10 protein-coding genes are annotated in these 12102 nt (G+C 61.2%); 1 reads left to right on the top strand and 9 read right to left on the bottom strand.

Annotated elements, in window-relative coordinates; genetic code table 11:
- Window positions 1–324: 324 nt before the first annotated feature.
- The 6 genes from ACESSC_RS08090 to trhA form a co-directional block, all read right to left on the bottom strand.
- Window positions 325–1731: a polysaccharide deacetylase family protein gene (locus ACESSC_RS08090; protein WP_373162367.1), complete on the bottom strand. Its 1407-nt coding sequence runs from the start codon at window positions 1729–1731 to the stop codon at window positions 325–327.
- 72 nt (window positions 1732–1803) lie between these two features.
- Window positions 1804–2559, bottom strand: a complete 756-nt coding sequence (locus ACESSC_RS08085; protein WP_373162366.1) for a PRC-barrel domain containing protein — start codon at window positions 2557–2559, stop codon at window positions 1804–1806.
- Window positions 2559–2948 (bottom strand): YtxH domain-containing protein, encoded by a 390-nt coding sequence (locus ACESSC_RS08080; RefSeq protein WP_117630034.1) that lies wholly within the window; start codon window positions 2946–2948, stop codon window positions 2559–2561. The genes ACESSC_RS08085 and ACESSC_RS08080 overlap by 1 nt, the downstream gene beginning before the upstream one ends.
- Window positions 2949–3084: 136 nt before the next feature.
- Window positions 3085–3918 carry a cyanophycin synthetase family protein gene (locus ACESSC_RS08075; protein ID WP_221696333.1) on the bottom strand — a complete coding sequence of 278 codons (834 nt, stop codon included), beginning with the start codon at window positions 3916–3918 and terminating at the stop codon, window positions 3085–3087.
- A gap of 24 nt (window positions 3919–3942) precedes the next feature.
- Window positions 3943–5316 carry a hemolysin family protein gene (locus tag ACESSC_RS08070; protein ID WP_373162365.1) on the bottom strand — a complete coding sequence of 458 codons (1374 nt, stop codon included), beginning with the start codon at window positions 5314–5316 and terminating at the stop codon, window positions 3943–3945.
- A 108-nt stretch (window positions 5317–5424) separates the two neighbouring features.
- Complete coding sequence (gene trhA / locus ACESSC_RS08065; protein ID WP_373162363.1) at window positions 5425–6108, bottom strand: PAQR family membrane homeostasis protein TrhA; 684 nt, start codon at window positions 6106–6108, stop codon at window positions 5425–5427.
- Window positions 6109–6294: 186 nt separating this feature from the next.
- Here trhA and ACESSC_RS08060 point away from each other — a divergent pair, with 186 nt between their 5' ends.
- Window positions 6295–7260 (top strand): alpha/beta hydrolase, encoded by a 966-nt coding sequence (locus tag ACESSC_RS08060; RefSeq protein ID WP_118080133.1) that lies wholly within the window; start codon window positions 6295–6297, stop codon window positions 7258–7260.
- 132 nt (window positions 7261–7392) lie between these two features.
- Here the strand turns inward: ACESSC_RS08060 and ACESSC_RS08055 are convergent, their stop codons facing one another.
- From ACESSC_RS08055 to ACESSC_RS08045, 3 genes are all read right to left on the bottom strand, one after another.
- Complete coding sequence (locus ACESSC_RS08055) at window positions 7393–8598, bottom strand: DUF362 domain-containing protein (protein ID WP_118080131.1); 1206 nt, start codon at window positions 8596–8598, stop codon at window positions 7393–7395.
- A 109-nt stretch (window positions 8599–8707) separates the two neighbouring features.
- Window positions 8708–11374 (bottom strand): ABC transporter permease, encoded by a 2667-nt coding sequence (locus tag ACESSC_RS08050; protein ID WP_373162361.1) that lies wholly within the window; start codon window positions 11372–11374, stop codon window positions 8708–8710.
- Between the two features lie 8 nt (window positions 11375–11382).
- Window positions 11383–12096: an ABC transporter ATP-binding protein gene (locus ACESSC_RS08045; protein ID WP_373162359.1), complete on the bottom strand. Its 714-nt coding sequence runs from the start codon at window positions 12094–12096 to the stop codon at window positions 11383–11385.
- Between the last annotated feature and the right edge of the window lie 6 nt (window positions 12097–12102).

The following is a 12102-nucleotide window of genomic DNA, read 5'->3' as shown; positions in this document are numbered from 1 at the left end:
AATGGTGCTCCCCATCATTATTCCTGCGGACCGCGTGGCCATGCCGGCACGCAATCCGTGGACTTTTAGACATGTATACGCATGCGCGGGCGGCACGCCGCTCGACGCTCACACCCCGTGCACGCGCAGAAAGCACCTGCATGGGGTCATCGACTGTATGGTCGAGGTTTGGATTTCACCTGTAACCTTTCTCTTGACCCTCATTAACCGCAGTAACTATAGCATCAGCATCGCGCTGCGGCACCGAATTTATGCGCTGCACATTGCAGGCATACCAAACACTGACGTATCCGTGACATAGTCATTGGGGACGTTCTTACATGACTAGTCCGTGGTGTCATCGTCCTCGGGGAGTTGGGGGAACACGGCGTTTTTGGGCATGGAAACCTTGGTGAGCGAGGTGAGCTTTTTGCTCAATGCCGTGTCCGTTTTGACCAGGTCGCTGAGCGTCACGATCTTGTAGCCGTCGGCGACAAGGCCATCGATAATCTGCGGCAGTGCCTCGAGCGTCTGCTCGACGCACTCATCGCTATCGGTGAGCAGCACGATATTGCCTGGCGTCACCGAATCGAGCACGGTCGATACTTGCTCGTCAGCGCCGTTGAGCAGCCAGTCGCCCGAATCGATATTCCACGAAACCACGGCGGACACCAGGTCCATCGAATCGATCCAGTTTTGCTCATCAAACGCGGCGTAGGGGGCACGCAGCAACATCGTCTCGACGCCGGTCGCCGACTTAATCGCCTCGGTGCCCTTCGCGATCTGCTTGCGCACCGTCTCGCGATCCTCGCCCTTGAGCGAATCATCGCTGTAGCTGTTGGAGCCGATCTCGCACCCGGCATCGACAATCGCTTTGGCAGTAGCGGGCGAGGCTTCCGCGGCATCGCCCGACAGGAAGAACGTCGCCGTGACGCCCTTTTCCTTGAGCACCTGCAAGATCTGCTTGGTCGCGCCGCTCGGACCCTCGTCAAATGTCAGGGCCACGTACTTTTCGTTGCCCTTGGGCGCTACGCTTGCGCACTCGACTACGCAGTCGGTGGCGGGCACGACCTCGCCGCGGTCCTGCGTCTTGCCCGACTGCTCGCCGACCCATACCTCGGAGCGGCCCTGAACGCCCCAGGTTTTGACATACTCAATGGCACCCGTGCCCTCGACCTTAAGCTTTGGCTCGATAGTCGTGGCCTGGACCTCGTGCTTTTCGTACACGTTGCGGCCGTCCTTGACCGTCACCTTCTCGCCGCCCTCAAGTTCGCGACTATCCCATTTGCCTTGCTTCACGCGCTTGCCGTCGACCTTCACCGACAGCTTTTCGCCGCCATGGCGCTTGAGCACGCTGTCGTCGACGGCCAGCAGATCGCCGGCGTCGTACGTTTCGGTCAGGCTTTGATCGTCGATAAGATTCTGCAACGTAGAACCCACGCGCACCGCGGTCTTTTGCCCGTTGAGCTCCACGTCCACGCTGCGGTTGACGTAGCCCACGACGGCAGCGATAAACAGCACGAGCGCGCAACCCACGGCGATAAGCGCATAGGGCAGGCGAGACGGACGACTCGGCGAGCGCCCGTTGCCGATACGCGCGCTGCGATCGCTAAACCCACGGCTATGGTTGAGGTACATCGCGCCGGGCTTACGGCGACGTCGACGCTGACCACTGGGCAGCTGCCCCAGGTCGCGGTGCGCCGTCGGACGCGCACCCGAACGCCCGTTTAAGTTAGATTCGTTTTGGCGCATGTGCCCTCCCCCATAAACACAGCGAGCCGGAGCAACATGTCTCCGGCTCGCCTCCCATCATTTGGTACGTCTCTATTTGCTAGCTTTTGACGAGCCCCCGCTCGCCTTTTGATATTCGTCCTTAAAGGCCTTGAACATACCGCGCGTCTTGCCGAGCTGCTTGCCCAGTGCACGACTGCCCTTGTCCACGGCGACCGATCCCTTGTCATCGAGCACCTTGGCGCCCTTCTTGACCTTATCGCCTACCACGACACTGGCCTCGGCAGCCTTGGCGGCCGCGCCGCCCGAATACCCGAGCGCCTTGACCTCGTCCGAGACAATCATCGCGCCGTTCTCGTAGCCGCGCAGCATCGTCGGCGGCACCTGCGTGTCGCCCACCAACACGCTCGAAGCGGCACCGGCGGTCACGTAGAACACCTGCACAATACCCGAGCGCGGCTTGAACTCAACGTCCGAGCAGTAGCCCACGACATCGCCCGATTCCGTGCGCACGTCCATGCCGACCCAGATGATGCAATCGTCCAGGTTGATATCGAGGCGCTTGGCCGCGGCGGCATCGTAGGTGCCCTTGACGTCGTCGACCGCGACAGCACCCTCATAGACGCCGATGGCATCGAGCGCCACAAAGCGGTCGGGACGCTCGATCATACCCGCGATATCGGACTGGCGGACCATAAAGCCCACCACGCGCGTGCCGCCCGGGGTAAAGACGGGAAAGTGAATCTTGCCGAGCTTTTTAGGGCTGCGCGGCGTGCCGTCCTTTTTGGTGCGCTTGTCTTCGGCAGGTTTGCGGTAAACCTTGACGCCGACAAAATCCCCTGCGCGCATTATGCCTCGGTCGAGGGCTCCGTGGCCTCGGTGTCGGCCTCAGCGACGTTCTCGACCACGACGTCGGCAGCGGGCGTCACGTTGCCGCCCGAGATGGCATCGTTGAGCTGCTCGCGAAGCTGGTCCATGCGCTCGCGGGCCAGGTCGACCTTGGCGCGCAGGTCATCGGTCTTGGCGTCGACCATCGGACCAAAGTCGTTGACCGCGGCACGAGCCTCCTCGGCACTGTGCTCGTAGGTGTCACGCATGTTGTCCCAGGCATCGTTGGCGATATCGGCGGCCATGGCGCGGGTCTCGGCACCCGAGCGCGGGGCCAGAGCAACGCCGATGATAGCGCCGGCGGCAGCACCAAAGAGCGCACCGGAGACAAAGCTGAAAGTCTTTCCCATGATCATTCCTCTCCTGCGGGCACCTCGATGCCCACCGTTTGAATGCTGTCCATTATACCCGCAGCGCAACACTTGCCGTCACGCTCATCTGCGTACGGTAAAGGCGCAGGTACATGATGGTGATAAGCGAGTGAGCCTACTCCTGAGGCGCAACCGGCATGGCCACCGTGGCGGCCGGGTCTTCGCCGGCGCCATCGACGAGCGGCAGGCTGCCCTCGTGCGCCGAGCCGGACGGAGCCGTTGCCGCACCGCCAAAGACGGCCGCGGGGGCCTCGTGGTTCTCGACGACCGCGCCCTCGGTATCGATTGGCATCTGCGGCTCGTCGTCAAAGCTCGGAACGCCTTGGGGCTCCGCAGACTCGGGCCCAGCAGGCGCCTCGGCAACGGGCTCAGCGCCGGCGTCGGCAGGAGCGTCGTCCTCGGGCGCATCCTCGGCCACGTCCTCGCCGTTCGCAGCGGCAACGGCCTCGTGCGGGTCCTTGCCCTCGGCCTCGGCGCGCATGCCCAGCACCAGGTTGCGCAGACCCGCGACCGTGCCTTCCACGTCGGGGGCCGGCTGATCGGCGTGCAGGTACGCCCAGTCCATCATAAAGGTCGCCGACGACAGCGCGCCAATGGCCAGCGCGTCATCGGGACACGAAAGCTCAACCTCAAAGACGCGCTCGTCATGCTCGCTCACGCGCGTGCGACCGCACGAGATGCTGCCAGCAAGACCGGTCTCGTTCATGAGCTCAACCGTCACGTGCTCCAGCAGATGGCAAAGCTCAGTCTGGCCCATGCAGTCCTGGAACTCGCGACCCGAATCGCCCAGGCACAGATGCTTGGCAATCGCGGGCACCAGGTAGTACACGCGCGCCGTGGCCTCGATATCCTCCGAGGTCATGAGCGGCATGCCGGGGTTCACCAGCACGTGCGCGCAAATCTTGTCCTCGCTGACGGTGACCTTAAGGATGTTGAACAGGCCTGCCATAACTCTCCCCTACTCGTCCTTGCCCTACTCGTCGCCATCGTGCGGATCCGCAGTGCCCGCACCCGACGCCGCCGGCTTCTCTGCCGAAGACTCGGAATCCTTCTTATCGGTTTCGGCCGGAGCGATCACGCGAATGAGCGAGATGCGCTGGCCACGCATCGACTGCACTTTAAACTTGTACCCCGCGACCTCAAACACCTCTCCGATGTCGGGCACCGAGTCGCAAAGTTCCAAAATCCAGCCGGCGATGGTCTCATAATCATCGCTTTCCTCGAGCGGCCAACCAAGCTCAATCGCGTCATCGCACGAAAAACGCCCATCGACGAGCCACTCGCGGCGCGAAAGGCGCGTGAGGTACTTGTTGTCGGGGTCGAACTCGTCCTCGATCTCGCCGACGATCTCCTCGACGATATCTTCGATGGTGATGATGCCGGCCGTGCCGCCGTACTCATCCACGACGACCACGATCTGGTCGTGCGAGGTCTGCATCTCGGACAGCAGCGGCAGGATGTCCTTGGTATCGGGCACAAAGGTGGCGTCGCGCAAAAAGCTGGCGATGGGCTGGTCGCCCTTGCCGTCGAGCGCGGGCTGGATCAGGTCCTTGATGTGCGCGATGCCCGCGACGTTGTCGGGGTCCTCGTGATAGACGGGGATGCGGCTGAAGCCGGTCTGGCGCATGGTGGACAGCACGTCGGCGACTGTCTCGTCGTCCTCGCACATGGTGGTGTCCACGCGCGGCACCATGACCTCGCGAGCCACGGTGTCGCCCAGATCGAAGATCTCGTGGATCATGCGCTTTTCCTCGTCGAGCAGGTCGTCCTGCTCCGAGACCATGTACTTGATCTCTTCTTCCGAGACGTTCTGACGGTCGTCGGCGCTCTTGATGCGCAGGATGCGGGCCAGGCCGTCGGAGCAGGCACCGGTCAGCCACACGAGCGGGCGGGCGATCTTTTGGAACACGGAAAGCGGTCCCACGACCTGCTTGGATACGCCCTCGGCGTTTGCGAGGCCGATGCGCTTGGGCACAAGCTCGCCGATCACGATGGACACAAAGGCGACCGCGACGGTGATGATGACCGGCGCCAGGCCGCGCGCGATGGCGGAAAGCGGCGCGATGCCAAAGCTCATGAGCCATGTGGCGAGCGGGTCGGACAGGCTCGTCGAGGCGACGGCGGACGAGGCGAAGCCCACGAGCGTGATGGCGACCTGAATGGTGGCGAGCAGCTGGTCGGAATCGGCGGCAAGCTGGACGGCGCGCTCGGCGCGCTTATCGCCCTCCTCGGCATCGTGTTCCAACACGGCGCGCTTAGCCGTGGTGAGCGCCATCTCGGACATGGAGAAGTAGCCGTTGATAAGCGTTAAAACGAGCGTGGTAATAAGGGAGATGGTTATGTCCATCGGGAGTTTCTCGAACCTCCAAGATTCGGGACGTTGGGCAGTAAGCGTAGGTGACGGATAGGGCAATTGCGCCGGTCGCCCGTGCGAGCGGAGCCGTGGGCGCGGTCGCTAGATTACGAAGAGGATCACCGCCATGAACTGGAAGATGCTGCCGGCGAGCACCCACAAGTGGAAAACACTGTGCAGATAGCGCACGTTTTTGGCGATATAGAACGGCACGCCCACGGTATAGCACACGCCGCCGACGGCGAGCAGGGCAAGTGCCACGGGGTTGAGCAGCGACACGAGCTCGGGCAGCTTAAAGACGACAAGCCAGCCCATCAGCAGGTAGACCAGGCCACTTACCCAGTGCGGTTGACGCTCGCGCATAAAGCACTCGAGGGCAATCCCGACGATGGCGATGGCCCACACGGCAAAGAACAGCGCAGGGCCGCCGTCGTTTGCGAGCGTGATGAGGCAAAACGGGGTATAGCTGCCGGCTATGAGCAGGTAGATGCAGCTGTGGTCGATGATGCGAAACACGCGTTTGGCGCGCGCGGGCTGAATCGCGTGGTAGAGCGTGGAGGCCAGATATTCGAGGATAATGCTGACACCATAGACAATCGCCGCGGCCATGTGGGCCGGGCCTCCGCCGCGCAGGGCGGCGAATACGATCAGGAGCACCAGACCCGCGATACCCAGCAGGCAGCCGACACCATGGGTGACGGAGTTCATGATCTCCTCGCCCACCGTGTAGTGTGGAACGGCCGCGGTCTTGGGCCGCGGCTTAGAACTGTCGCTCGAATCGGACATGCCGGTTACATCCTCCAACGTAAAGAGTTCTCAACACTATATCAAAGCGTCTGGGTACGTGCGAAATTTGCACCATATGTGACCCTTTGTTTACCCATTCTTTGCTTGTTGACGCATCAACGGCGAACGTCCATAATGCGCTTGCATTAAATGTTGATGTATTAACATCTTATAGGAGAATACCGCATGGCTCAAAACGCACGTTCCCATCGAAAGCTCAAGATAGCCGGCATCGTTGCACTGGTGGCTGTCGTCGCGCTGCTTGGATTTGCCGGCAACTTTTTGTTTGACTTCGCGCTGAATCCCCGCGCGCCATACACCATGAAGATGATGCAGGATAGCAAGAACGACAAAGAAGGCGAGCAGCCGGATGCCGAGGAAACCGAGGCGCGGGCATGGTTTAAAGAGAATCGTGAGAGCAGCAGCCTCACCGCAGATGACGGAACCGAGCTCGCCGCTTGGTATTTTGCCGCCCCAGAGACCACACACAATTACGCTGTCTGTCTACACGGATACACCAACGAGCCCATCGGCATGGCCCGATACGCCAAACGCTTCCATGACCGCGGCATGAACGTACTCGCGCCCGCCGCCCGCGCCCACGAGCGCTCCGGCGGCGACTATATCGGCATGGGCTGGCCCGAACGCCTCGACATCGTCGCGTGGATCGAGCGGATCGTTCAGGCTGACCCCGAGGCGCGCATCCTGGTCTTTGGCGAGTCGATGGGTGCGGCAACCGCCATGAACGTCGCGGGGGAATCTCTGCCTGCAAACGTGAAATGCATTATCGAGGACTGCGGTTATACGAGTGTTTGGGACGAGTTTTCCTTGCAGCTTAAGGATGTATTTGGGGTGCCCAGCTTTCCCTTGCTCGATGTAGCAAACTTGGTGTGCAACGTGCGCGCGGGCTACGACTTTCATACGGCGAGCAGTGTGGAGCAACTCAAACACGCGACGGTTCCCATGCTGTTTATCCACGGCGACCAGGACACCTTTGTGCCGTACGACATGCTCGACCAAAACTACGACGCGTGCGCCAGCAAGGTCAAGCAAAAGCTCACCATCCATGGCGCTACCCACGCCAAGAGCGCGCAAGTTGACCCCGAGCTCTACTGGAACACGGTCAACAACTTCCTCGACGAGTATTTTTAGGCGAATAGCACGGTTTACTGGTCTATCTGACCCCCTAGCACTTCCAAAAAGCCGCCCGCGAGAGCTGTGCTCGCGGGCGGCTTTTGCTAACGTTGCGCTACAAAAACGCTTGTTTTGTTCAATAGCTAGGCTCTATTTGACCTCGATGAGCTCATACTTGCTCGTGCCTAGGCCGATCTTCTCGGCATGCGCAATGCAGGTGCGCCAATCGGTGTCGGGATGCGTGATGCAGAAGGGGTCCTTGGCCTGCTCGCCCTCCAGATGCTCGTGGCTATGCTCCATCTTGGCCGCGCTATCGGTGAGCTCGGTGTTGGGCAGCGGTTCGGATGCCATGACGGCATCGGCGCAGGCCTGGTCGATGGCGACCGGGTCGAAGCTCGCGAACATGCCGATATCGTTGACGATAGGCGTGTCGTTTTCGGGATGGCAATCGCAGTTGGGGCTGATATCCATGGCAAGCGAGATATGGAAGCTCGGGCGGCCGTCGACGACGGCCTTGGTGTACTCGGCGATCTTGCAGTTGAGCACGTCGGCCGCGGCGTCATAGCCGGGCTTGATGCAGTCCTGATTGCATGCCGCAATGCAGCGTCCGCAGCCCACGCAGCGATCGTGGTCGATGGCGGCCACGTGGACCGTGCGGGTGTTGCCGTTGGCAAGCTCGCGCTCGCGGGTATCGTCAAACGAGATGGCGTCGTGCGCGCAGATTTTTTCGCAGGCACGGCAGCCAACGCAGTGCTCGGTCGCGACGTTCGGCTTGCCGGCGGCATGTTGCTCCATCTTGCCGGCACGGCTGCCGCCTCCCATGCCCAGGTTCTTCATGGCGCCGCCAAAGCCGGCCTGCTCATGGCCCTTAAAGTGGGTGAGGCTGATCACGATATCGGCGTCCATGAGAGCCTGACCGATCTTGGCCTCGCGCACGTACTCGCCGCCCTCGACCGGGACGAGTGCCTCGTCGGTGCCCTTGAGGCCGTCGGCGATGATGATCTGGCAGCCCGTGGCATACGGGGTAAAACCGTTCTGGTAGGCGGTATCGATGTGCTCGAGCGCGTTTTTGCGGCTACCGACGTAGAGCGTGTTGCAGTCGGTGAGGAAGGGCTTGCCGCCCAGCTCCTTGACGACATCCGCGACGGCGCGGGCGTAGTTGGGACGCAAAAAGCTCAGGTTGCCCAGCTCGCCAAAGTGAATCTTGATGGCGACGAACTTGTTCTCAAAGTCGATCTGCTCAATACCGGCGCGGCGGATGAGGCGCTTGAGCTTGTCGAGCTGGCTCTCGCGAGCATGCGTGCGCAAGTTGGTGAAGTACACCTTAGCGGGTGCTGCGGGTGCAGTTGCGGTCATAGATCTATCCCCTCGGTCTATATGGCGTTACAGACATAGAGGATGGTACCCGTTAAAGTAGGGTCAAAGTCAAGCGCGAAACCTAGTCGTTGGGGAGGTTCTTAAACGACTACTCTTGGACTTTAAGGGCTTCGGCCAGGCTCACGCGCTTGATAGAGCGCGTGTGTAGCAGCGCCACGACCAGATAGGTTGCAAAGCCGATTCCTGCGCACGCCGCCATGGACCACCAGGGCACATAAATCTCGATATTGCCGTTGTAGGCGAGCAGCATCGAGCGGAAGATGGCCGTGAGCGAGCCAATAATGACCGGCAGGCTCAGCACGAGCGACGCCGCCACGCACAGCGTGATCGAGCGGATGTACAGATGCGAGATCTCGCTATCGCGATAGCCAAAGACTTTCATGTAGCTGATCGACCGGGCGCTGTGGTCGATCACCGCCTTGGTCAGCAGGTACATAAACAGCAGGAAGATAAACACCGCGAGCCCGACCATCATGCCGATCATTTTGCTCATCATGCCGATGAACTGGTCGCCCACGGCGCGCATGTCGTCGGGCGTGGTGTCGCCGGCAAAGTAACGAGCATCGAGGTCGAGCTTCTCATCGCTCGCATAGCCGTTGAAGTAGGCGGCGTCGTTGCCGAACAGCTCGTTAAAGTCATCGATACTCATATAGATATTCATGTCCGACTTGGAGCCCCAGGTACAGTCCTTGCCCGCGTACTCAAGGGAATAATGCTCGCCCTCGTACTTGTCGTCGAGCGTGACCTTCTGGCCCTCGCTCCAGCCAAACTTATCGAGCAGACCGCCGCCAAAGACGACGCGCCCATCACCGACGTTGAGGTCTTTCCAATAGCGCGAATCGGATGAAATGCCGTAGACGGAAATCGTCTCCTCGCCATTACCATCGCCGCGGTCGTATTGCAGCTGGTAAACGGCATATTTCTCGGCCTGCGCAATTGCGCCCGCGCCGTTATCGGTCGTATTGACCGGGTGGATATCGTCGTCGTCAGTGTCAATCTTAGAAGCCTTGTCGATCAGGTCGATAGCCTCGTCGCGGTCGCAGCCGAGGGCATCGGCAAGATCGTCAAGGCGCGCGTAGAGCGCATCTTTCTTGTCCTGGACCTTGGCAAGCGCGTCCTGCGCTGCGGTCAGGCTCTCGGCAGACGAAGATGCGGTCGCGGCATCGGCTGCCGCCTGCGCCGCATCGGCCGCATCGTCAAGCTCATCATCGGCATCCTGGGCAGCGGTTAGCAGCGCGCCGTCAACCGACTGCAAGCGCTCGAGTGCCGACCATTGCTCGCGCTCCTCGGCGGTGCCCTCGAGCTCCAGCGGCGCTTTGAGCGTATACTGGTGCTCGGCGACCAGGCTCGTCTCGAGGTTGTCCGCGTAGTGCGTCATCGTGGGCAGAATCGCCAGGCCAAAAAGCATCAGCAGCGACGCAAATGCAATGCCCACGAAGAGCGTGGCGAAGTTGCCCAGGTTGCGCAGGAAGATACGCAGGCGGAAGCGGGAAACAAAGCCCATGCGCTCCGACAGCTGCAGGCCGCGCTTGGTGCCAGACTTGCCGCTCGCCTCGTGGCGAAGGAACTGCAACGGCGTCTTGCCCATTTTGCGAAGCAGGCCCACCAGCGTGATGAGGATGAGCGCGGCGGCGGGAACCACGGCGCACTTCACAAAGATCTCCCAGCTCCAGTACACCTGGAAGGGCGGCAGGCTGTACGAGCCGTAATAGAGGCTGCGCATGGGCTCGGTAAAGAACACAACGCCGAGCGCAGTGCCCAAAAGCGCCGCGACCACGCCCACGATGGCGGGAAGCGCAAGGTAGTGCAGCACGATCTCGCGTCGACGATAGCCGCTGGCGAGCAGCGTGCCGATGATGGCGCTCTCCTCCTCGATGGTGGCGTCGGTCAGGACCACAAAGACGAACGCCATGATCACGATGATGATGTCGAGCAGCGTCATCCACATCATGGAGTCGCCGTCTACGTCGTCGCGTGCGTAGCCAATGCCCTGGTTGGAATCGGCGTCGATGAGGTCATCCACGCGTGCATCGGCATCGGTCAGCGCCTCGACCATATCCTGCTCCGCATCGATGCGATCCGCGGTGGGGAGGTCGCAATCGGTAAAGATAAAGGAATAGGTGTAGGCAGGCGCGCCACCGGCGTCCTCAAGCGCGGCAAAGCCGGCGTCGGTGACCTCGGCCACGCCGTACGTGATGGTGTTCACCGTAAAGTCCGAATTGTTGAGGAACAGCGCCTGGCTATCGGGTTGAGTCATGATGCCGCAGATGGTGTAGGTGCGACCCTCGAGCTCGACTCTATCGCCCACGGACAGGTTGTTATTGGTGGCAAAGACACGGTCGATGGCCACCTCGTCATCCGTCTTGGGCTCCTTGCCCTCACAGTAGGACGCGATATCGACCTTGGTGCGGTGCGCATAGGTGCGCAGCGTGCGCTTGGTGCTGTCGTCGCCGGCGGTCTTTTTTATGATGGCGTCGATGGAGAAATTCTTGTAGAGCGTGACGCCGCCGACGTCGTCGGCCGCGTCCTCGGCGGCCTTGAGTTGATCGTCGGTAGCCTCGAAGGAGGTGGTCACGCGGCCGTCCTCAATCGTGTACGCATTGCGCATGTCGTCGATAAGGCAACCGATGGAATGCGCCGCGAGCAAAAAGCCCGAGGTGAGAGCGATGCTTCCGCACATAAGCAAAAAGATTCCCAGGTACTTGCCGATATTGCGGCGCAGCTCGCGCGGGAGACGTTTTGCGAGAGGTGTCATGGCGCCGCCTACCAATCGAGTTCGGCGGCCGCGACGGGCGACTCGTTGAGCTCATCCTCGACGATGCGCCCGTCGCGCAGGCGCAGCACGCGATTTGCCATGCGCGCGATGGCGGCATTGTGGGTGACAATGATGATGGTGCAGCCGTAGGTGCGGTTTACATCCTCCATGAGCTGCAAGATTTCCTTGGACGTCTTGTAATCAAGCGCGCCCGTGGGCTCGTCGCACAGCAGCAGACCCGGGTTTTTGACGAGCGCGCGGCCGATGGCACAGCGCTGCTGCTGGCCACCCGAAACCTGGCGCGGAAACTTGTTGCGGTGCTCGTAGAGGCCCAGTGAACGCAGCAGGTCGTCGACATTGAGCGGGTTTTTGGACAGGTGCGCCGTGACCTCGATGTTCTCCTTGATGGTGAGATCGGGCACCAGGTTGTAGAACTGGAAGACAAAGCCCAGCTCACGGCGGCGATACTCGCCCAGGTCGGTAGGCTTAAGCACCGTGAGGTCGCAGCCGTCCACCAGAATAGAGCCGGCGTCGGCATCCTCCAAGCCGCCGATCAGGTTAAGAAAGGTCGACTTACCCGAGCCCGAAGGCCCCAGCATGACGCAGATCTCGCCGCGGTTGATGGACGTGTCGATGCCATCGAGTACCGTCAGGCACGCATCCCCATCGCCGTAGTGCTTTTTGAGATTCTTAACCTGGACGTAGGCTTCCTGCGTTGCCATGCTATC

This window comes from Collinsella aerofaciens, assembly GCF_964243765.1.
In the GTDB taxonomy this organism is placed as follows: Bacteria; Actinomycetota; Coriobacteriia; order Coriobacteriales; family Coriobacteriaceae; genus Collinsella; species Collinsella aerofaciens_BU.
Note: the sequence above shows the minus strand (reverse complement) of the source record. Positions and strands in the feature narration are given on the sequence as shown.